This window comes from Stutzerimonas sp. (assembly GCF_982611455.1).
In genome coordinates this window covers 1-21,382 of the sequence record NZ_CEXBBO010000048.1, presented here as the reverse complement: position 1 = coordinate 21,382, position 21,382 = coordinate 1, and the positions used below count along the sequence as shown (strand labels likewise).

The following is a 21,382-nucleotide window of genomic DNA, read 5'->3' as shown; positions in this document are numbered from 1 at the left end:
CTATCCCTTATCGTAAGGGGGAAACGGTGTCCTGTCTTTCAGGGGGCTCGTTCATGCCCCTTATCTCAAGTTGCTCAGTGTGTGGCGGACTCATACTTATCGCCACGATCCCCGGCAAAGCTTATACGGGTGCAATGCCGGGGGTTGGGCCTCAATGGTCCATGCAGCCGCCACCCATGGCGCGGTAGCGCAAAGCACGCAGTTCGCCTGCGCTATCTCGATAATGCATGGTAGCGTCCACAGGCCCGCAGACGCTTGCTACATCCGAAACACGCAGCACCTTGCCAATATCCAGCTTCATGCCATAGGCGTATCGCTCGACTGGCACATGCTCAAGCCAGGCTGGTGTCGCTATCGGTAGATAGCCAGGTGCATGCGTGCGGTATAGCGAACTTGAGTCTGCTTGCGCTTGCAGTGCAATGAGTGAAGCGCTTAGTAAGACTGTTCGTAACATGATGTTCATGGCGTCATCCTCCTCAGGAATTGACTCGCATGAATCGGATGCTTAGGACCGCCTTGCATTACAGAAAACGGATACGGCCATACATTCTGGGCCGGTCGCGAAAGGCTGTAACAAAGAGTGCCCGCCTTTCTCCAACACAGCGAAAAGCAATTGTCTTTCACGGCCAGCGAACCGACCGCAAGGTTCCAGCCACAACTCACGAGCCTGAACGATGCTTCCTGAAGTAGACTCCACGCTAGCCGCCACACTTGTCCTGGTGTGCAAACGCCCGTTGCTTGGCCACGGCAAGCAACGGCTGGCAGCCAAGATTGGCGAGCGCCAGGCCTTGCAGGTTGCCGAGCACCTGCTCGGTTGCGCGCTGGAAGATCTGCACAGCTGGAGCGGCCCGACGGTAATCGCTCCAGATTCGTCCGAGCGTTTCGACTGGGCAAGCGCATTGGTCCCGCACGCGCGGTGCGTGCCTCAGATCTGCGGCAACCTCGGCGAGCGCCTGAATACGCTGGATCAAATGCTGCGTGCCGCCGGCCATCGCCGTCTGATGTTCATCGGCAGCGACGCGCCAGCGCTTCGTCTGGACGACTACCAAATGGCATGTACCGCCTTGCGCGAAGCAGACACGGTGTTGATCGCTGCCAGCGATGGCGGCGTGGTGCTGATGGCTTCGAACCGACCCTGGCCGGATCTGGCCGGGTTGCCTTGGAGTACTGATGAGCTCGGCCAGGCACTCGCGGCAGCCTGCCGTCAGGCTGGTCACTCAGTGAGTACCTGCGGTGAGAGCTTTGACATTGACGAGCCGAGAGACCTGAGCCGTGCTCTGGTCGAGCTGGCCGACGACCAACGCCCGGCCAGGCTTCGCCTGCGCCAGGTCATGGCCAGGCTCTGCGAGGGCGCGCCAGTATGAGAAAAGAGCTGGCAATCAGTATCGTCATCCCCTGCTTCCACGACGAGCAGGCGCTGGAGCATCTGCTCGGCCAGCTTCGAGAAGCCGAACGGCAGTCCGAAGCTCAGCTACAGATCATCGTCGTGGATGCCGCAGCCAGTGGGCAATGCCGAATGCTCTGCCGCAATCACGGCGCGGTCTGGATGACCGCGACGCCGTGCCGGGGCGAACAGTTGCGTCAAGGCGCGGCGCATGCCGAGCACGAAATCCTCTGGTTTTTACACGCCGACGCCGAGCTGGACGGTCAGCCGTTGCAGGGGCTGCACCAGGCCATTACCGAAGGCTCGGTGGGTGGCTATTTCGCCTTCCTTTTCAGCGGCGGCGCCTGTTGGCAGGCGCGCTTGCTTGAGCGCCTGGTGGCTTGGCGTAACCGAGTTGGCGTGCCCTATGGCGACCAGGGTCTGTTCGCCCTGCGCCGCGCCTATTTCGCAGTTGGCCAGCACGCTCCGTGGCCATTGTTCGAAGAAGTCCCGCTGGTCGAGGAACTCCGCAAACTGGGTAACTTCCGTCGCGTGCAACATGGGCTTAGAGTCAGCCCGCGCCGTTGGCAGCGCGATGGTTGGTGGCGCCGTTCCTGTCGCAATCGCCTGCTGGCAATCGGCTTCATGCTCGGCATACCTCCACCCAAGCTCGCGCGTCTATACGCCAGCCAAGATTGGTTGGTAAGGATGCCAGCCCAGCCTCCAGCATCGGAGGACCGCCGATGAGAACGCTGTTGTTTTGGGCACTGCTGGTGCTGAGCGGCACCGTGCAGGCGGACTCCTTTGATCACCGCCATGGCGCCTGGAACGAGCTGCTCGAACGACACGTGCAGTGGAGCCGCGATGGGGTGGCGAGCGGGGTCGACTACCCGGCCCTTAAAGGCCAGCGACCGGCTCTGGATGCCTACCTTTCGCAGCTATCCGCAGTCAGCCAGACGGAATTCGCCGGCTGGTCACGCGACCAGCGCCTCGCCTTCCTGATAAATGCCTACAATGCCTTCACCGTGCAGTTGATTCTCGACCACTATCCGCTCGCCTCGATCAAGGATATCGGCGGCCTGTTCAGCTCGCCCTGGAAGCGCCGCTTCATTGGGCTGCTGGGACAGACGCTCAGCCTCGACGACCTTGAGCACGGACTCATTCGAGAGCGAGGGGTGTATGACGAGCCGCGCATTCACTTCGTGGTCAACTGTGCCTCGATCGGCTGTCCGGCTCTGCGGCCACAGGCCTTGGTGGCAGAACAGCTCGAAGAACAGCTGGAAGACAGCCTTAGGCGGTTCCTGAGCGACCGGCAGCGCAACCGCTTCGACGGACCCGCTAACCGCTTACTGGCCTCAAAGATTTTCGATTGGTACAGCGAGGATTTCATCCGTCAGGCCGGTTCGGTCGAGGATTATCTCGCCGAACGTGCACGATGGCTGAGCGATAGCACGGCAGAACAGCAACGAATCCGTCGGGGTACCCGTCTTGGCTATCTGGATTACGACTGGTCGCTGAACGTCATGCACTGATGAAGGAGGCCGCAAATGAGCTTCTCCACTGCGCTGGTCCTCGCCGGAGGCGGTAGCCTCGGAGCGGTTCAGGTCGGCATGTTGCAGGCGTTGATCGAGGCAGGCGTGCGTTTCGATCTGGTGGTCGGCTCATCGGTCGGCGCCATCAACGGCGCTTACTTCGCTACCCAACCGAATCCGGCTGGCGTCGCGGCACTGGGCAAGATCTGGAGTGGACTACGCAAGCCTGACGTATTCCCTTTCTCACTGAGCGACAGCCTAGCCGGATTGCTCCTCAATCGTAGTCATTTACTGCAACCGGTTGCACTCAAGCGGCTTATCCGCCGAGCTTTGACCATACGGCGTATCGAAGAAGCAGTGCTGCCACTGCACATCATTACCACCGATCTGCTAAGCGGTGCCGAGGTCATCATCTCGTCAGGCGATGCCGAGCAGGCGCTGCTTGCCAGCACCGCGATTCCCCTGGTGTTTCCGGCAGTGCGCTGGCATGAGCGAATCCTGGTAGACGGCAGCGTTTGCAGCAATACGCCGATCGCCGGTGCTGTGGCATTGGGTGCCAACCGCATCGTCGTACTGCCAACCGGCTTTGCCTGCGCATGTGACGAGGCGCCAAGCGGACTCATAGCGCTGGCCCTGCATACTCTTAATCTAATGAGCATGCGGCAATTGGCCCGCGACGCCGATCTGTTCGCCGCACATGCCTCTATCCATGTCGTCGCCCCGTTGTGCCCGCTGAGCATCTCGGTTTTTGATTTCAGTCGTACGGACGAACTGCTCCAGCGGGCTCGTTCCCAAACGCTAGCCTGGCTCGAGACAGGAGGTCTGGACCAGCCCGGGCTGCCGGAATCGCTCCAGGCCCACCATCATGCCGGCTTCGACATGCAGCCTCAGCCCATGCTGGCCCGCTCATGACGGCTCGCCATCAACACCGGTCGCCTGAGTATCAAGGCCACGCTATCACGTACGCTCGCAGTAGCCATTCACGGACGGTCTTCCCAGCGTATGCCAGTCGCAGGTGTTCGCCTGGTGCGTCCAGATGCCGGGGCGGCCGGCAGTTGGAAAACGAAGACAGCTAAGTGCCGCAACGAAATAGAGTGCCGGGCCGTGACGTAAGTGCCGGGAAAAGAAATTACACGGTTGTAACACTCGCCCTGCGAGTTCATCCGAACAGGACGGAACATGCGTTGCTGACCCGGCGGTCGCAATCGCCGCATTTGTTCTCCCCGTGTCGGTAGACAAGGGGTGACAGGGTTGTGCGGCGTTGATGGCAACTCTGATTTTCGGCGCCGTCCTCGGTGCGACCTATGAAAAGCTGGCTGTCGTCTCACCCCGTGCGGCTGCCGGGCGCACCTAGGCCGAAGCCAACCAACCGAGGGATAAGACCATGCCAGGCATCTACAAACAATTGCCCATCGCGCTTCACGGGTTGATCGGCGACCGCCGTAGCGCTGCGCTGGTGGGCTGCGATGGCAGCATCCCCTGGCTCTGCCTGCCACGGTATGACGGGGCACCGCTATTTGGCGCCCTGCTGGACCCAACCAAAGGTGGTCACTGGTGCCTTGGGCCAGCAGGCGGTGACCATGGTTATCAGCGTTATGTCGAGGACAGTGCCGCCCTGACTACCCGTTGGGCTCTGCCCGATGCAGTCCTGGAGCTGACCGACATCATGTTGTGGCCCGAAGGCACGCGGTCGGGCAGTAACAATGAGCGTCGGATCGTGCTGCGCCAGCTTCGCTGTACCTCCGGCTCAACGACGGCTCGACTGCAGTTAGTGCCGCGCTGGGATTTCGCTGCCCACGAGCCCCTGGAACCATTGGCGAATGGCGCTTGCTTCCGGGCCGGTGGCCATGCGATCGGATTCTGGTCGAGCCGTCCGGTCCGGGTGGCAGCGGACCGAATCGAGGCCGAATGGCCGCTCAAGTTCGGCGAGGAGATATGGCTCGCCTTGGGGCTCGGCCTGGATCCACGGCAGTGGCAACCAGACGAGGCCAGGCATGCTGCCCAGGAAGCCAATCTCTATTGGCAGCGCTGGGCATCTGGTATCCACTACACCGGTCCGCGGCAGCACTTCGTTCGGCGCTCCGCGCTGGTTGTGCATCTGCTTAGCTACGCGCCCAGCGGCGCGCTGGTCGCGGCACCAACCGCATCGCTACCAGAACGTATTGGCGGCGAACGCAATTACGACTATCGATTCGCCTGGATCCGCGACGCCTCGCTTTCACTCGCGGTGCTGTCCATGTTCGGTGATACTGCCACGGCGCAGGCCTACATGGACTGGCTCGCAGAACTCCAACCTGGCCCTTCCATGCCGCTTCAGGTGCTGTACCGCATAGACGGCTCCACTGAGCTGACCCAGCACCCTCGCGATGATCTGGCCGGCTACCGGGACTCCAGGCCAGTGCTGTTCGGCAATCACGCAGCGGACCAGAACCAGATCGATAGCCTGGGTTATTTTGCCGAATGCGCACTGATTTATCTGGACCAGGGGGGGAACTGGCGGCCCGAATACTGGTCGCTACTTTGCCGCCTGGCCGAGCATGTGCTTGATCATTGGCGCAACCCCGGAAATGGCATTTGGGAATTGCCGGGCAGCGCTATATATACCAGCAGCGTAGTGATGAGCTGGGTGGTGCTTGATCGCACCATCCGCATCGGCGAAAAACTCGGCATGTCGGTGCCGTCTCCATGGAGAAGCTGCCGGGACACCATCCGTGAGGATGTGCTCACCCATGGTTGGAGCGACGCTCTGGGTGCCTTCCGCCAGCGCTATGGAGCCGACAGCCTGGACGCATCAGTGCTGCTGATCGCGGTGATGGAGCTACTGCCCGCCACGGACCCGCGGGTTCTGGCCACGGCCGAACGCATCGAGCAGGAGCTATGTGTGGACGGCTGGGTCTACCGTTTCAACGACGACCCTTCCGGACCCGGACACCTGACCGACCTGGTGCAGTACGAGGGGGCCTTCCTGCCCTGCACCTTCTGGCTGGCGACGACTTGGGCGAAGGCCGGCCAGCCCGGCAAGGCCGAAGCAATTCTAGACCGGATCGAAAATCTGGCCGCCGACTTAGGGCTTCTGCCCGAAGAGGTCGATCCGCGCAGTGGTGCCTTTCTCGGCAACATGCCGCTAATGTTCAGCCATGCCGAATATCTTAGAGCAGCCACTGAAACCGCAAAGGCAACCCTGCCCGGGAAGTTAAGAATGATGCCAGGAGTGCTGGCTCAGGCCGTTAGCAAATATTTTCGCTAGTTTGGTAGTTGAACGATTTGCCATGCGCGAGCCGGGTATTATCGCACTGGCTCGCGGTGTTGGATCAATCGCGTCGGCTGCGGTCTTCCCCTCCCCGTTTACTGGGAGCCGTGGCGTTTGGTCGTTACGCCAGCACTTGATCGGTAGGTGGCTGGTTAGATGTTACGGCGTTTCCAGCGATTCGATTACAACTCAGACTGAATCCAATCAGTGGATCAGCACCGGGCATCGATTGCGGCCAACGATTTCAAAGACGCTACCTCCGCCGCCATCGCCAGACGCGATACGTAGTTTTCACAGGTCGTTGCGCTGACCTAACCACTCTCAGCCCTTACTCATGACCAAACGGCTGCGCTCGCGCTGGCCTCGCTAGCGTCTGATTGCCCGCTTAAAAGAGGCCTCGACCGAGAGCGGCTAAGGAAGCGATCCGGGAGTTGCCGGACAGGCCACAAGCCGAAGTATACGGACGGCTGAATTTCTTATTCATTGTGTGACTGGATGGTTATCTTGAACTGATGCGGCTACATGTTCTCTAAACACGCTAGACGATGGTGCGGGACGTTTTTACAACGCACCGGCATGGAAGACAATTCGATAGCGAGGGAACAATGCAAAAGCTCTCCTTGGGCGTTCGGGACAACAACTTCGATTTTCTACGTTTCGTGGCCGCGACGCTGGTTCTACTGGGCCATTGCTTTTGGCTGAGCGGACGACTTCCTGAAGAACCGCTTCGCCCATTGACGGGCGGTACTGACATGGCGGATCTGGCGGTTGACGCATTTTTTGTCATCAGCGGCTTCTTGATTACCGCGTCCTACCTGCACGGTAGCGGCAATGTCAGTTTCATTTTAAAGCGCGCCCTGCGAATTTTCCCGGGACTAGCCTTTTCCGTGGTTTTCGCCATGCTGGTGATCGGGCCGCTAACTACACCGCTTCCGCTGAGCGAGTATTTCAGAGACAGCAAAACGGCCGCTTTCCTGACCAATACCTTTCTGATGACCCGCTATGAATTGCCGGGCGTCTTTGCCAACAACCCATTCCCGGAAGTGGTCAACGGATCATTTTGGACGCTTCCGCTGGAAGGCGCGATGTACTGCAGCGTGCTGCTGCTGGGTGCGTTGAAACTGCTCAAGCGCCAGATAGTGATCTTGGGGCTGGGCGTCTTGATGCTGGGGCACTTCTTGGTGTTGCCGGCGCTCGGCGTCGAAAGCGTGACCATCCTGAAGCTGTTCCGCCTGGGAATGTTCTTTTACGGCGGGGCTGCGCTTTATCTCTTTCAGGACCAGGTACGCTGGGAGGGGCGCATCGCCGTGTTGCTGCTGGCGGCCTCGGTGCTAGCTCTGGGAAGTTCTGCTTGGTTCGTCGTTCACATGCTCACGCTGCCCTACCTGATTATCTACCTCGCCTATGCCCGGATCCCCAAGGTGGCCCACTTCGGCAAGCACGGCGATTTTTCCTATGGCATGTATATCTTCGGCTTCCCAGTGCAGCAGTTGATCACTCACTGGTTCGGTGCAGATATAAACCTCGCGGTTTTTGCCCTGTCGAGCATGGCAGTCACGCTGTGTTTCGCCGTGCTGTCGTGGCGGTTGGTAGAGGCGCCTGCCTTGCGTCTGAAGCGTTATACCAACATGAGCGTTGCTCGGGCTGGGGTTCGTTGAGGAGAGCCTGGAGCGCGCGTTCAATGCATGGCCCGCTCGACGGGGCGGGCCATTTGCTTTAGGCCGATCTGGCGGCGCCAACCGCGTACTGACGGCTTTCACACTGGTCGATCACAGCGTAGACCTCCTGCCACATCTGCTCGGACTGCTGCTTGAGTTGATCGGTACGGGCCTGGATCAATGCCTTGATCCGGGTGGCATCATCATTCTTGTTATAGGTGCCGGTGCTGACTGACCGTGTCGTGTTGCTAGCGTTTTGACAACGGCCCCATGATGCCATTCAACGCCTCGGGGCGAGGCGCGCCCTGATGTTGTTGCAGACGCCCTTGCTCATCCTGGTAATAGATAGCCGGGGTCGCTGAGGCACCCATCTCGCCCATCAAGGCGAGGTTCGCCTCAAGCTGTTCATTCACCTCGGGCGCGATACGCTGGATAGGTTTGAGCTTACTCGCCTTGCCCGCAGCCTCGTGCTCATTGAGAGCCGCTTCAGGGTCTTTAGCGGCCAACAGCGCCGCGGATTTACCGGCGCTGTCCGGGCGCAACATGCCGACCATGACGTGACGGAGCTGAACGTCGCCCGCTTCGACCCAGGGCCGCGCCTGTTTCCAGAACATGTTGCAGAACGGGCAGTTCGGGTCCGAGAACATGTAGATCACCCGTGGCGCCTCAGCCGCGCCGTCAGCAATCCAGGTGCTGCTTTCGAGCCGCTGCCACATCTCGCTGCTCATCGGCTCATACACAAGCTTTTCCAGTGGTGCCTTGGTCAGGTCTTCGCCAGCGGCGTCCAGCAAACTGCCGACCACGACATGATCACCGTCCGGTGTCAGATACAGCGCAATGCCTTGTCCGTTGTAACGCGCTGCGTAGCCCTTTAATCCTCCCGGCGCGTCGAAACTGCCGACCACTTTGGCTCCGCGCGCTTCAATGGCCTGAACCGCGGGAGGCAGCGCTTCGGCCATCGCCCAGGGCGTCGGCAGTAAGGCGAGCGTTGAGATAAAAAACGAAAGTGAACGTACCGGTTTCATGGCTGGGTTTTGACCTCTAGTTGCTCAAGGGCGCGCGCCAGGCTGGCACGGGACAGCTCGCCGAGGTGGCTGCCAACCTGGCGTCCCTCGGCGTCATAAAAAAGCGTGGTGGGCAGCGACGCAGACCCTACGTGCTGGCCCAGACGACCGCCGGTATCGAGCAGGACGTTTTCCAGGCCGAGCCCTTCGCCGTCGAGGAAGTCGGCGATCAATCGCTCGCCCTCGCCCTGGTTGACGAACAGAAAGGTCACGTCGGTGTTTTCTTGTTGCGCCTGCGCAAGGACCGGCATTTCACGCCGACAGGGCGGGCACCAAGTGGCCCACAGGTTGACCACCAGCGGCTTGCCAACGTAATCCTGCAAGGCGACGGGTTTACCCCGGTTGTCCCGCAGGCCCATCTCAGGCAGTCGCGTGCCCTGCTCGAACGCGTGCAACGCAAAGGTCCCGAACCCCCAGCTCAGCACACCCACTAGTACCGCCGCGCCCAGCGGTCGGCGCAACCCGCTGTCGCGCCAGGCCAGCCAGGAACCCAACAGAACGGCCACCAGCAAGCCCGGCCAGGCAATAAAACCTCCGTCACGTATGTCGATCACGCGCCAGGGCTCATCTCGGAAATGCTCGACATACACCACTACGAAGGCCAGCCGCGCGACCAGTAGCGCCACCAGCAGCAGCCTGAAAAGCTGTTGTTCCGGATTCCGCTCGCTGCGCCGCCCAACCCACCAGCCTGTCAGCATCGCTATAAACAGGCTCACCAGCATCAGCACATGTGGGACGGCAAGTGCCAGGGGCCCCAGGTTGATCGTCAGCATCAGCCACGCTCCATAGTCTGGTTCCATCTGTTCAGAAATTGATTCGCATCGACCTCGCCGGTGATGCGCTGGGTACGTCGCTCTTCCCCGTCCGGGCCGATGAAGAGCAGCGTCGGCGGCCCCATGACCTGATAGCGGTTCAGCAGCTCGCGACTGGCGGGATCGGTCTGCGTCACATCCGGCCGCAGAATCCGCACGCCGGTGAGCGCCGCCTGCACCTGCGCGTCGCCGAACACCTCCTTTTCCATGACCTTGCAGGACACGCACCAGTCGGCGTAGTAGTCCACCAGTACCCACTGGCCCGCGGCCCTGGCGGCAGCCAGCTCACGATCAAGGTCGGCCGGCTCGCTGAACCCGACAAATCCGTGTGCAGGCTCAGCACCCTGCGGCGACGCAACGCCGCCCGTGAACACACCGAGCGGCTGCATGACATCCTGCGCGCCGCCTGCCGCGCCCAGCAGCAGCGCTACGCCCCAGACGCCGGCCAGCGACGCCACCGCGCGGCTGAGCGCCTGATGCCGCACCAGTTCCCGCGACAGGTGCAACAGCCCGCTGGCGCCCACAACCAGCAGCGCGCCCCACAGCCCTACCCAGAGTGGGTCGGACAACAGCGGACGAAGGACGTAGAGCGCCGCGACCAGAAACAGGAAACCGAAGGACACCTTGACGCGATCCATCCACGGCCCAGGCTTGGGCAGGAAGCGATTGCCCACCGTCACCAGCAGTACCAGTGGCGTACCGATCCCCAGGCCCAGCGCGAACAGCACCAGGCCACCGTTCACGGCGTCGCCGCTTTGGGCGATGTACAGCAACGCCGCGGCCAGTGGTGCGGTCATGCAGGGGCCCACCAGCAGCCCGGACAGCACGCCCAACGCGCTGGCCCCGGCGAGGCTGCCGCCCCGACGCTGGCGGCCGGCCTGCTCCAGCCGATCACGCAGGCCCGCCGGCAGCTGCAGCTCGAAGAAGCCGAACATCGGCAAGGACAGCAACACGAACAAACCTGAGAAGCTCGCGATCAGCCACGGCTGCATCAGCCATCCCTGCAGATTCGCACCCAACAGCGCCGCTACTACCCCGAGGGCGGCGTAGACCAGCGCCATGCTGAATACATAGGCGCCAGCCAGTGCCATGCCGCGGCGAGGCCCGGCCTGGCTACCCACCACGATGCCGGCCAGGATGGGCAGCATCGGCAGCGAACAGGGAGCAAAGGCAAGCAGCAGGCCGAGTCCGAAGAAAATCAGCAAGCTCCAGCCCAGCGACTGCTGCTGTAGCCCGCTAGCCAGGGCCTGGTCGTCGGCCTGTACAGGCGTGGACGGAGGGGTGCTGCTGCCGCCCAGGTCTACCGTGCGGCTTTGCGGCGGATAGCACAGGCCGGCATCGGCGCAGCCTTGCCAGCCGAGTTCAAGCGACGCGATATCCGCATCGGGGAGCTGCACTTCCAGGCTGTCGCGATAGATTCGCGAATCACCAAAATACTCGTCATAGTACGGCTCGCCAGGCGGCAACTGGGGCTCGTCCCCCGGCGGCAGCCCTGCGAATCGCAGGCGCTCCTTGTAGAGGTAATAGCCGGGAGCAATGTCCCAGCGCAGCACGGCACCGCCAGCGTCAGGCTGCTCGACGTGAAGCGTGAAGGCTTCGTCCACGGGCAGAAAGTCCTGCTGCTTCTGACCGAAGGTGAACGGCGCAGCGTTCGCCAGCTGCGCGGTCCATAGGCAGCAGGCCAGAAAGATAAAAAGCGCTCGCATGCACAACACCCGATTACCAGATTCGACGGCGAGCTTGCCGACTCGGGATTAAGAGGCGATTAACGAGGCTTGCCCGGACACAACCTGTAAGGCTGAGAGGCGTTGAGGCACCAGCAACTCGGCGTACCATCTGCTAACGCGCCGTTAATCCAGGCGGACGATACTGACTGCTGCCTATCAAGCGATACCCACATGCACGTACTGCTGACAGAAGACAACGCACTGATCGCCAGTGGCATCGTTGCCGGGCTCGAAGCCCAGGGCTTCAGCGTGGCCCATGCCGCTACGGCCGGGCAGGCCGACTCGCTGCTGCGCACAGCCAGCTTTGACCTGATGATTCTCGATCTGGGCCTGCCTGACGAAGACGGCCTGCGCTTTCTCCAGCGCCTGCGCCGCCGTGGCCTCGAGCTGCCTGTGCTGATCCTGACTGCCCGGGACGCGGTGACCGAGCGGGTATCCGGGCTTCAGGCAGGCGCTGACGACTACCTCGTCAAGCCCTTCGACCTGCGTGAACTCGCCGCCCGCCTGCATGCCCTGCTGCGCCGCGCTGCCGGTCGGGCGACGCAGATGATCGAACACGGGACGCTGAGCTACGATCCCGCTGCCTGTGCGGCGTTCATGGCAGGCGAACCCGTAGACCTGTCGCGCCGTGAACAGGCGCTGCTCCAGGCGCTGCTGCAGAACCCCGGCCGCGTGCTATCGGCCGAGCAGCTCAAGGACGCCGTGTACGGACTGGGCGATGACGTCGAGAGCAACGCCCTGAATGTCCATATCCACCATCTTCGCCGCAAGCTGGGTAACGGTATCGTCGAAACCGTCAGGGGAATCGGTTATCGCCTGGGCCCTGCCGGCCATGCGTCGGCGTCCACCGAGGCACCCGCCCCATGAGCCTGCGCCTGCGCCTGACCCTCATCCTCGGCTCAGCCTTCGTGTTGCTCTGGGCGCTGGCCGCGACTTGGATGCTCTTCGACGTTCGCAATCAGTTGATGCAGTCCCTCGATCAGCGCCTTGCTGCGTCGGCGCGGATGGTTGCGGGCTTGCTCGTGCAATTGCCGCAGCCGCAACTGGGCGAAGGCGGTATCACCCGGCTGAGTGCGGAACAGCTGGGTATCGAAAATGGCCTGGCCTGCCAGATCAGCTCCTTGCGGGGTGAAATCCTGGCGCGCAGCCATGCGGCGCCAGACAGCGCGCTCGACGCTCAGCGCACCGGCTTTCACGACCAGATGATCGGCGATACCGCCTGGCGTAGTTTCACCTTCATCCAGAACGGCATGCGCATCACCACGGCCGATCGCCTTGACGAGCGCAGCGCACTCCAGCGTTCGGTGCTCCTAGCCGCGGCGCTGCCGGTTTTCGTCGCGTTGCTGGGCAGCCTGATCGTGTTGTGGATCGGAATCGGCAACGGCCTTGCGCCACTCAGACGAATCCGCACGGCCCTGGCGCAGCGCAGCGCCGACTCGGTGGAGCCGCTGCACATCGAGCGACTGCCGCGAGAGCTGACGCCCCTGGTCGAAACCCAGAACCAGCTGTTCGCGCGGATCGCGCAAATGCTCGAACGCGAACGACGGCTGACCGATGACGCCGCCCATGAACTGCGCAGCCCGCTGACCGCCATCAAGACCCACCTGCAGGTCGCGGCCATGACCGAGGGCGATACCGCGAAGCGGGCATTGGCCCAGGCCGAGGTCGGCACGGATCGTCTGCACCGGATCCTCGAACAGTTGCTCATGCTGGCGCGGGTCGAGGGTCGCGTGTCCTTTGATGACGGGCTCAGTTGCACGGCGCTCGAAGTCGCGCAACTGGCGATCGCTGACGCCAGCCAGCAGCCTGGGCCGCACATCGAGCTGTGCGGGGCGCAAGAGGTCTCCCTTCGCCCACTGGCGATGCCGCCCACCCTGGCGGTCGCGGCATTGCGCAACCTGCTCGACAATGCCCGCCGCCATACCCAGGACGGCACGACCATCCGCTTGACGATCTCCCAGCTGGATGAAAGCCGGGTTCGCTTCAGCGTGCAGGATCACGGCTCGGCCATCCCGCCGGAAATGCTCGAGCGTCTGACGGAGCGCTTCTGGCGCAGCGGCGAAGGTGAAGGCAGTGGTCTGGGCCTGTCCATTGTCAAGGCGATCGCCGAGCGCTGTGCCTGCGATCTGCGTTTCGTACCGCAGGCGGATGGTCTCGTCGTCGAGCTGGTGGTCAGCCTGCAGGCTCCCGCTCCCTGATGACGGCATCTCGATAGCGTGAACGTCCAGCCACGCACACCGTCCGAATAGTTGACTGAGCAATCCGTTAACCATCGTCGGAGGTGGCAATGCTTGTTTTCGAACCTTTTTATACAGACGGCCTGGCGCAGATTTCCTATCTGATCGGCGACAGCAAGGCCGCGGTAGCCGCGGTCATCGACCCCCGCCGCGACATCGATATCTACCTGCAAATGGCCAAGGCGCGAGGCCTGCGAATCGCCTACGCCATCGAAACACATATCCATGCCGACTTCGTGTCCGGCGCCCAGGCGCTGGCGAAGCGCACCGGGGCACAGATCATCGGCGGTCGCGCGGATAACTACGAGTTCGAGCTTCGCCAGGTCAGCGGTGGCGAGACCATAGAGCTCGGGCAGGCCACGTTGCAAGTCATGCACACGCCCGGGCATACGCCAGAACACATCTCCCTGCAGCTGTTCGACGCCCAGCAGGGCGACCAGCCGATCGCGCTGTTTACCGGCGACACCCTGTTCAACCTGGACGTCGGGCGCCCCGACCTGCTGGGCGAAGGCAGTGAACGAAAACTCGCCGGCGCGCTGTACCACACACTTTTCGATCACTACCTGCCCCTTGGCGACCGGATCGAAATCTACCCCTGCCACGGCGCCGGCTCGGCCTGCGGCAAATCCATCGGCGACCGACGCCACTCCACGCTCGGCAGCGAGCGTCTCTTCAACCCCGCGTTGCGCGAGCAGCGGAGCGAGGACGAGTTTATCGATTGGCTACTGGCGGACATGCCGGAACCACCCCGTCACTACGCGCGCCTGAAACAGCTGAACGTGCGTTCGGCCGTACAGATGGAGGGCGCTTCCCTACCACCGCCACTCGCGCCGTCCGAGTTCGAGACACTGGCGGCGCGCGGCATGCAGGTCGTGGACGTCCGCTCGATCCTCGCGTTTGGCGGCGGGCACGTGCCCGGGGCGATCAACATTGCCCTGCGCAACGAGTTCGTGAACTGGGCTGGCTGGATGCTCGACGACGCTCGCCCGATCCTGCTGGTGGGCGAATCGGCCGACGATGTTCACCAGGCTGTCACCCAGCTCTACCGGATAGGCCTTGACGATATTCGCGGCTATCTACGCAACGGCATGACGGACTGGCAGAACGCGGCGCTACCGCTGAACAGGCTTCAGGAATGGACGGTTCATGAACTGAATGCACGTCGTGAAGCGCCCGATGTGCAGGTGCTGGATGTACGCAGCCCTCAAGAGGTCGCGGCGGGCCGGGTGCCTGGCGCTAGGCACATCTTCGTCGCGCACCTTGCTGACCGGCTCAACGAGCTGGATCCGGACAAGACCACCGTCACCTACTGCGGCTCCGGCTATCGCGCCTCCATCGCCGCCAGCATCCTCAAGAAGGCCGGCTTTCGTGATGTGGCCAATGTTCCGGGCTCCTGGATGGCCTGGAAGGCGGCAAACCTGCCGGTCCAGGAAGGCTAACGTCTTATCCGGTCGCGCGGCGCAGGTGTCTGGCTTGCTACCTGCGGGCGCGCGATCAGAAGGCGACTTGAAGCAACAAAGCCGACGCGGCAACAGCCGCTACCAACCCGAAGCCTCGCTGCAGCACGCGCCCGTCCAGGCGAGATGAAACCGTGCGGCCGGCAAACATCCCCAGCACCGCACCGGCCGAAAACGGCAGCGCCACTGCCCACTGAATGCCACCCGTCAGCGCGGCGGACAACACGCCGCTGACCGACACCAGGCCGATGACCGCTAACGACGTGGCGGCAATCGAACGCATCGGCAGATCACTGAAGCGACTGAGCGCCGGAACCAGCACGAACCCGCCGCCGACCCCCAGCAAGCCGGAGAGAAAACCCGCCAGGGTACCGGACGCGGCGACGGTCGCTGCACAGCGTGAGGTCCAGTGAAAACGGCCCGTCTGCGGGTTCAGCCGACAGGGCACGGCTCTCGGGGTCGAGTCATCGCGCGGTGGGCGCCTGAATGCCCTGAAGGCGACCCAGAACATCACCAGCGCAAACACCACGGCAAGCACATCGTGCGCTACCCGCGCGGCGACCCAGACGCCGACGGGCGCGAGCAACACGCCACAGCAGGCCATCAGGGCCGCGGCCTTGTACCGGACAATGCCGTCCCTCAGACCAATCCCTGCCCCGACCCAGGCCGCGAGTCCGACCGCCATCAACCCGATGGGCGCGGCCTGATGCAGCTCAAGGCCGACCACGAAGATCAGCAACGGGACGGTGAGAATGCCGCCGCCGGCACCGGTCAGCGCCAGGACGAGGCCGACCAATAGCCCGAGCCCGATCTCAACCATCGTTGCGCTCCGGATGCCTTGGATAACCTTTCGATTTACAGCGACTGCAACCTATCACTGCGGCTTCCCTGAAAAGCGTGTCTGCAACTCGTAGAGCGCCATACCCGCCAACATGGCGAGGACAAAGATCAAGGGTTCGCTCCTACCACTCAAAAGCGTCGCGACCGCCGGACCCGGACAATAGCCAGCCAGCCCCCATCCCGCTCCGAATGCCAGGCTGCCCAGTACAAGAGGGCGATCGATCCGGGTGGCGGTGGGCATTCGCATGACATCTCCCAGCACCGCCCGGGACCGTTTGGAGGCGAAATAGAACCCGACACTGGCGACCGCAATCGCACCGCCCATAACTAACGCGAGCGAGGGGTCCCACGGCCCGGCCAGATCGAGAAAGGCGATCACTTTGGACGGATCGGCCATCCCAGACAGGATCAGGCCGAGGCCGAAAACCAGCCCCGCTATAAAGGCGCTCAGTAATTTCATGGCAACTCCTCAGCCCAGCAGGTGGCGGATGACAAATACGGTTAGAAAGCCGCTGGCCATGAAGGCGGCCGTCGCGACCAGCGAGCGCGGCGACCGTCGCGACAACCCGCAGACGCCATGCCCGCTCGTACAACCGGAGCCATACCGCGTGCCGATCCCGACCAACACACCAGCCGCGATCAGCGTCAAGGTGCTCGCCTCTACGTCGATGTCTGGTTGCTCGAACGCGGCCTGAAACAGCACCGGCGCGATCACCAGCCCGGCGATGAAGGCAACACGCCAGAGCACATCGCCTTTGGCCGGCCGCAGCAACCCGCCGATCACGCCGCTGATGCCCGCGATTCTCCCGTTCAACAGAATAAACAAGGTCGCAGCAAGACCGATCAGCGCGCCCCCAGCGAGCGAGGACCACGGTGTGAAATGTGCCCAGTCAATCGTCATGTCGAGGGTTCCTCGCGTTCGGGATGCTGACAATAAAGCCGGTAAAGCACCTGCATGACCTCCATCGCTTGATGGCTGGCGATGCTGTAATGCACTTGCTTGCCCTCGCGTCGGGTGCTGACCAAGCCGTTGTGGCGCAGCACCGTGAGCTGCTGCGACAGGGTCGGCTGCACAATGCCCGTTGCACTCGCGAGGTCACCCACGCAGTGCTCACCCTGGGTCAGCTGGCAGAGCAACAACAGGCGGTCAGGGTTGCCGAGCACTTTCAGCAAGCCGCAGGCGTCCGCGGCACTGCGACGAAGCGTTTCGATATCGAGATCTGCCATGTGGGCCATTTTGTTCAGGTGGGTCAGGTAGATTTGACAATACGATTTATCAATATATATTTCAATAGATCGTGTCAACGCGGCAGCGAACGCCCGGTCGGAACTCGACGTCCCGTACACGTCCTAAAAATATGCGGCATCGCTGTGACTTTTTCATCTCGCCGCGCCCACCCCGTCGGCGCGAACCAGGAGATCGACATGTCATCGATACAGCAAAACAGTACGAATCATGACCAGGCGGACCGGGTTCGCCGCTCAACGTCCCAACCTGTGAATCAGGAAAATCGATCGGCAAACGGACGAGAACATTCGTCGATTCAGCGGGATGGGACGAAGCGCAATCCTTCAGCGTATCGACGCCCTGGATCGCGAATGGGATGTGGAGCGCGTGCTCGAGGTCAATGCCTCCTCGCTCGCACTGTCTGGCCTGCTGCTTGGCCTGACAGCGAACCGAAAGTGGTTTCTGCTGCCTGGCGTCGTGCTGCCGTTTCTTCTGCAACACGGTTTGCAGGGCTGGTGCCCGCCGCTGGCGATCTTGCGCCGGCTGGGTATCCGCACGCGGGGCGAGATCGATCAGGAAAAGTATGCACTGCTCAGTGCGCTGGAACAGGCACCGCTGAACACTCACCACTAGCCGAGACCATCATGATATTTCGCCAGCTGTTCGAGCCCGTGTCGTCCACTTATACCTACGTACTCGGGTGCGAGGACACCGGCCAGGCCGTGCTCATCGACCCGGTCATTTCCGCAACGGACCGCGACCTGGCCGAGCTGGCCAGGCTGGACCTGCAGCTGGCGTTCACCTTGGATACCCACATACATGCCGACCACATCACCGCCGCGCTGGAGCTGAAGAAGCAGACCGGCTGCCGTATCGCGGGGCCGGCTATCGACAAGTTGCCCTGCACGGATGTGGGCATCGAAGAAGGTGTCCCTTTCATCGTCGGCAGCCTGCAGTTCACAACCTTGCATACCCCCGGGCACACAGACGGGCACTTTGCCTATCTCCTCGCTGATCGCCTGTTCAGCGGTGATGCATTGCTCATCGACGGCTGCGGTAGGACTGACTTTCAGAACGGCAGCGCCGACGACCTGTTTCACAGCGTTAGAAACAAGCTGTTCACGCTGCCAGACGACACCCTGGTCTATCCCGGCCATGACTACAGCGGTCGACGAGTCTCGACCATCGCCCAGGAAAAGCAGCGCAATCCCCGACTCGGTGAAGCGATAACGTTGGAGCGCTTCCGCGACATCATGGCGGAACTGAACTTGCCCTATCCCGCGTTCATCGATCACGCCGTGCCGGGGAATCGCCAGTGCGGCGTCTGCCCACCCGACCTGACGGATAATTTCCGTCGCTATTGCGAACAGGTTGAGCACAGTCCTCAGGGTTGAGCCACGTCATGTCAGCCAATATCAGCGCCGGGAGGTCTGGAGCATCCCGTTAAACGAGTCAACGTTCGCAGCCTCCAGCCGACGTTACCAAGCATCCATTTCGCTACGAGAGGGATTAAATATGACAAGCCCTGATCGACCCCGTTTCCGCGTGAGCGCAGACCGACAAGCGGGAAGCCGCCGCGTTCGCTATGTTGAAACCAATCGTCCAGATAGCCAGAGCTGCACGATTTGCCAGCTGGATGAGGGAAATCCATCGTAGATCGAAGAGCGACCTTCGAGCGCGCAAAACACCAACGAGCAGAAACCTGGCGACAAGCCGGAGCGATCCGGATAGATCGTCCAAACCACTAGACCCACGGTATCTGATGGACGGGGTTTAGCGCACATATCCAGCGACGTGAGTTCGGTCTCGCCGGCACGCTCATTTACCACTTTGCCAGGACGAAAAGACGAGATCACCTCACTATGTAACATGGTATGGCGAAGGCCTTACCGATCGAACTCTAGATCCAGACCCGCATGGTGATGAGATGCAACCATTTTGCTTAAATGCCGTTTGACATCACAGATCGGTTTGCATTTAGATAGATCGGTCTATATAGGACCCGTCACATATGCCTGCTACCAAGCGTGACCAACTGCTCGCCACAGCCGAGCGACTGTTCTATGAACAGGGGTTCCACGCAACCGGCATCGACCGCATCGTGGCTGCCGCTGGAGTAGTGCGCATGACGCTCTACAACCACTTCCCTTCTAAGGAAGCTTTGATTACGGCCGTGCTAAAGGCCCGGCATGAACGCTTCATTGCCAGCCTCGATGCGGCTTCGGCCTCGGCTTCTCCAGGCCAAGTGACACAGGCCATGGTCGAGGCGCATGGCCGCTGGCTGGAACGCTACAGCCACCAAGGCTGCATCATGGCCAAGGCGATGGGTGAGTTCGCCGAGCACAGCACCGAGATCCATGCCCTGGCGACGTCCGCCAAGACCGATTTACTGGCACGCCTTGAGGCCGCCGTGACACGTGACGAGTTGGATCACCAAGCCGGCCTGGCGCGACGCCTCTTTGTGGTACTGGAAGGCAGCAATACCACAGTGGCTCTGCTTGGCGTACAGACGGCTCTATCCGACACACGGGCAGTGACCGACGCCCTGCTTTTAGCGGCCCGGAGCAGGGCCCCATGAAGTCCTTGCCAGCGCTCGGCATAGTCGGGCTCCCTTTCATTACGCCCCTGAGCGAAGGGAGAGCGTCGCTTTTAAGGTGCCTACCCCTCCCCGATAGCGGCGGATTACTCGCGTGGCAGCGCGACAATCACCGCCGCCAACCCTCTTTTTCAACATGGAAAGTGAGGTCAAAATATGGGTAAAAATACAGCCTTCGTGGCACTAGCGGCTCTTTTTTGGGGATTATCTGGCGGGATCGGCGGAATCCTTATGGCCGATGGCTGGGACGCGTTCGTGGTTTCATTCTACCGGGGTGCGATCGGGCTGCTGTGCGTCCTCGGCTGGCTAATGCTGCGTCCACACGGTAATGGACTGAACAATCGCTGGTTATGGTTCTGGTCAGTCATTGCCGGTGTTGGCGTAGCAGGCAATTTCTCGTTCTATTTTCTGAGCATTGCGCACGGCAGCGTTGCGGTTGCGGCTACGTTGATGTACTGCGCACCAGTGTTCGTTTATCTCGTGTCATTCGCTCTAAAGCTGGAAAGCCCCACCCCGCTGAAGTGGGCCGCAATCGCGGTAGTGATGCTTGGTATCACGTTGCTTACGCAGATTTACGACGTCGGTGCGAGCGGCGTTACGGCGATTGGTGCAGGTGCCGGTCTGCTTGCCGGACTTTCGTACGCGGTATTCATTTTCGGATTCAAATATGCGGCACCACACGGTAGCCCGCCGGGAATTCTCTCAATAGCGTTTGTGGTGCTTGCCTCTATCCTTATCTGGCCAAGCGATGCCGTCCAGACGGTTGAAGTCCTGAGCACACCGGATTGGCCGCTATTCGCAGCACTCGGCGTGCTCGGCGCAGGATTGTCTTTCGTTCTCTATGTCATCGGCCTGAACCATACTGCCCCGGCCGTGGCCTCAATTGTGGCCATGGTCGAACCGATCACCGCGACACTGTTCGGCGTCATGGTTCTAAACGAGAACTTGGTGGGTCCGCAAATTCTGGGCATGGGACTGATATTAGTCACAGTGACCGTGCTGAGCGTATATCCAAACTCTGTACGGCCATCTTCCGATAGAACCACTAACTGATTTGCGTTCGGATCTTGTATCCGCCTGTATTGATGATGTTCTCTGATGAGCGGACGGTGAAAGGTGGTATTTATATTTTGGTTCTTTTGTTCAATGAGCAGATAACGACGTACCATCACGCCCGAGTTCAAACACGAGACAGCCTGCCTGGTGCTTGAGCACGGTTACAACTATATCGAAGCAGTCCGCTCACTTGAGCAGGTTGAGTCGGCCTTGCGTCGATGGGTAAGCCAGCTCCAGAAAAGAGCGAAACGGTATTATTCCAACCAGTAAAGCGCTGACGCCCGCGCAGCAAAAGACCGAGGAACTAGAGGCCCGGATCAATCCGCTGGAACGTGAAATTCAAAAAAAGGCCACCGCGCTCTTGATGGCCGAGGATCACTAGCGTTTGCGCTGGTCGATCAATTTCGCTCTGAAGAGCTTATTGATGTGGCCGGAGCCTAAAACTTGCCAATTGTTACGTGCAAGCGATTAGCGAGTCATTGCACGTAACAAGACAACCTTCCGCCTCTTAGGGATGGTCTGAAGTAGTTGTGTATTTCTGGCTGACTTCAGCCCCTGCCGA

21 protein-coding genes and 1 pseudogene are annotated in these 21,382 nt (G+C 61.4%); 14 read left to right on the top strand and 8 right to left on the bottom strand.

Features of this window, described 5'->3' with window-relative positions; genetic code table 11:
• Window positions 1-151: 151 nt before the first annotated feature.
• Window positions 152-463, bottom strand: coding sequence for a DUF2790 domain-containing protein (locus AC2LD7_RS20170; protein ID WP_484599443.1), 312 nt, complete (start codon window positions 461-463; stop codon window positions 152-154).
• A gap of 211 nt (window positions 464-674) precedes the next feature.
• On the opposite strand from AC2LD7_RS20170, the gene AC2LD7_RS20165 reads away from it, so the two are divergent.
• The 6 genes from AC2LD7_RS20165 (at window position 675) to AC2LD7_RS20140 (ending at window position 7,803) form a co-directional block, all read left to right on the top strand.
• The gene (locus AC2LD7_RS20165; RefSeq protein WP_484599442.1) at window positions 675-1,364 is read left to right on the top strand and encodes a TIGR04282 family arsenosugar biosynthesis glycosyltransferase; all 690 of its coding nucleotides are present in this window, start codon (window positions 675-677) and stop codon (window positions 1,362-1,364) included.
• Entirely contained in the window at window positions 1,361-2,110 is a 750-nt protein-coding gene (locus tag AC2LD7_RS20160; RefSeq protein ID WP_484599441.1) for a glycosyltransferase, read from the top strand. The genes AC2LD7_RS20165 and AC2LD7_RS20160 overlap by 4 nt, the downstream gene beginning before the upstream one ends.
• The gene (locus AC2LD7_RS20155) at window positions 2,107-2,895 is read left to right on the top strand and encodes a DUF547 domain-containing protein (protein WP_484599440.1); all 789 of its coding nucleotides are present in this window, start codon (window positions 2,107-2,109) and stop codon (window positions 2,893-2,895) included. The genes AC2LD7_RS20160 and AC2LD7_RS20155 overlap by 4 nt, the downstream gene beginning before the upstream one ends.
• 15 nt (window positions 2,896-2,910) lie before the next feature.
• The gene (locus AC2LD7_RS20150) at window positions 2,911-3,807 is read left to right on the top strand and encodes a patatin-like phospholipase family protein (RefSeq protein ID WP_484599439.1); all 897 of its coding nucleotides are present in this window, start codon (window positions 2,911-2,913) and stop codon (window positions 3,805-3,807) included.
• 472 nt (window positions 3,808-4,279) lie between these two features.
• Window positions 4,280-6,142: a glycoside hydrolase family 15 protein gene (locus AC2LD7_RS20145; protein ID WP_484599438.1), complete on the top strand. Its 1,863-nt coding sequence runs from the start codon at window positions 4,280-4,282 to the stop codon at window positions 6,140-6,142.
• A 608-nt stretch (window positions 6,143-6,750) separates the two neighbouring features.
• Window positions 6,751-7,803, top strand: coding sequence for an acyltransferase family protein (locus AC2LD7_RS20140; RefSeq protein ID WP_484599437.1), 1,053 nt, complete (start codon window positions 6,751-6,753; stop codon window positions 7,801-7,803).
• Between the two features lie 248 nt (window positions 7,804-8,051).
• Here AC2LD7_RS20140 and dsbG read toward each other — a convergent pair whose 3' ends face one another.
• Genes dsbG through dsbD form a run of 3 tightly spaced genes read right to left on the bottom strand, consistent with a single transcriptional unit; the run spans window position 8,052 to window position 11,385 of the window.
• The gene (gene dsbG, locus AC2LD7_RS20135) at window positions 8,052-8,828 is read right to left on the bottom strand and encodes a thiol:disulfide interchange protein DsbG (RefSeq protein WP_484599436.1); all 777 of its coding nucleotides are present in this window, start codon (window positions 8,826-8,828) and stop codon (window positions 8,052-8,054) included.
• Complete coding sequence (locus AC2LD7_RS20130) at window positions 8,825-9,640, bottom strand: TlpA family protein disulfide reductase (protein ID WP_484599435.1); 816 nt, start codon at window positions 9,638-9,640, stop codon at window positions 8,825-8,827. The genes dsbG and AC2LD7_RS20130 overlap by 4 nt, the downstream gene beginning before the upstream one ends.
• On the bottom strand, window positions 9,640-11,385 hold the full coding sequence (gene dsbD, locus AC2LD7_RS20125) for a protein-disulfide reductase DsbD (RefSeq protein WP_484599434.1): 1,746 nt from the start codon (window positions 11,383-11,385) through the stop codon (window positions 9,640-9,642). Before dsbD ends, AC2LD7_RS20130 begins: the two co-directional genes overlap by 1 nt.
• A 192-nt stretch (window positions 11,386-11,577) precedes the next feature.
• Here dsbD and AC2LD7_RS20120 point away from each other — a divergent pair, with 192 nt between their 5' ends.
• The 3 genes from AC2LD7_RS20120 to AC2LD7_RS20110 all read left to right on the top strand — a co-directional run bounded on the left by AC2LD7_RS20120 (window position 11,578) and on the right by AC2LD7_RS20110 (window position 15,082).
• Complete coding sequence (locus tag AC2LD7_RS20120) at window positions 11,578-12,273, top strand: response regulator (protein ID WP_484599433.1); 696 nt, start codon at window positions 11,578-11,580, stop codon at window positions 12,271-12,273.
• Window positions 12,270-13,604, top strand: a complete 1,335-nt coding sequence (locus AC2LD7_RS20115; protein WP_484599432.1) for an ATP-binding protein — start codon at window positions 12,270-12,272, stop codon at window positions 13,602-13,604. Before AC2LD7_RS20120 ends, AC2LD7_RS20115 begins: the two co-directional genes overlap by 4 nt.
• 89 nt (window positions 13,605-13,693) lie before the next feature.
• Complete coding sequence (locus AC2LD7_RS20110; RefSeq protein ID WP_045431018.1) at window positions 13,694-15,082, top strand: MBL fold metallo-hydrolase; 1,389 nt, start codon at window positions 13,694-13,696, stop codon at window positions 15,080-15,082.
• A 55-nt stretch (window positions 15,083-15,137) separates the two neighbouring features.
• On the opposite strand, the gene AC2LD7_RS20105 is transcribed toward AC2LD7_RS20110, so the two are convergent.
• The 4 genes from AC2LD7_RS20105 to AC2LD7_RS20090 are packed head-to-tail and all read right to left on the bottom strand — an operon-like array spanning window position 15,138 to window position 17,176.
• On the bottom strand, window positions 15,138-15,920 hold the full coding sequence (locus AC2LD7_RS20105) for a sulfite exporter TauE/SafE family protein (protein WP_484599431.1): 783 nt from the start codon (window positions 15,918-15,920) through the stop codon (window positions 15,138-15,140).
• 54 nt (window positions 15,921-15,974) lie between these two features.
• On the bottom strand, window positions 15,975-16,400 hold the full coding sequence (locus AC2LD7_RS20100) for a DUF6691 family protein (RefSeq protein WP_484599430.1): 426 nt from the start codon (window positions 16,398-16,400) through the stop codon (window positions 15,975-15,977).
• A gap of 9 nt (window positions 16,401-16,409) precedes the next feature.
• Window positions 16,410-16,841, bottom strand: coding sequence for a YeeE/YedE family protein (locus AC2LD7_RS20095; protein ID WP_484599429.1), 432 nt, complete (start codon window positions 16,839-16,841; stop codon window positions 16,410-16,412).
• Complete coding sequence (locus AC2LD7_RS20090; RefSeq protein ID WP_064481016.1) at window positions 16,838-17,176, bottom strand: ArsR/SmtB family transcription factor; 339 nt, start codon at window positions 17,174-17,176, stop codon at window positions 16,838-16,840. Before AC2LD7_RS20090 ends, AC2LD7_RS20095 begins: the two co-directional genes overlap by 4 nt.
• Window positions 17,177-17,492: 316 nt before the next feature.
• Here AC2LD7_RS20090 and AC2LD7_RS20085 point away from each other — a divergent pair, with 316 nt between their 5' ends.
• From AC2LD7_RS20085 to AC2LD7_RS20065, 5 genes and pseudogenes are all read left to right on the top strand, one after another.
• Window positions 17,493-17,801: a hypothetical protein gene (locus AC2LD7_RS20085; protein ID WP_286775452.1), complete on the top strand. Its 309-nt coding sequence runs from the start codon at window positions 17,493-17,495 to the stop codon at window positions 17,799-17,801.
• 11 nt (window positions 17,802-17,812) lie between these two features.
• Window positions 17,813-18,562: an MBL fold metallo-hydrolase gene (locus AC2LD7_RS20080; protein ID WP_484599428.1), complete on the top strand. Its 750-nt coding sequence runs from the start codon at window positions 17,813-17,815 to the stop codon at window positions 18,560-18,562.
• A 617-nt stretch (window positions 18,563-19,179) separates the two neighbouring features.
• A complete protein-coding gene (locus AC2LD7_RS20075) occupies window positions 19,180-19,746 on the top strand; it encodes a TetR/AcrR family transcriptional regulator (RefSeq protein WP_484599427.1) in 567 nt (188 codons plus the stop codon).
• 174 nt (window positions 19,747-19,920) lie between these two features.
• On the top strand, window positions 19,921-20,817 hold the full coding sequence (locus AC2LD7_RS20070) for a DMT family transporter (protein ID WP_484599426.1): 897 nt from the start codon (window positions 19,921-19,923) through the stop codon (window positions 20,815-20,817).
• A 114-nt stretch (window positions 20,818-20,931) separates the two neighbouring features.
• Window positions 20,932-21,249: pseudogene (locus tag AC2LD7_RS20065) on the top strand (transposase); the annotation flags it as partial.
• Window positions 21,250-21,382 lie beyond the last annotated feature (133 nt).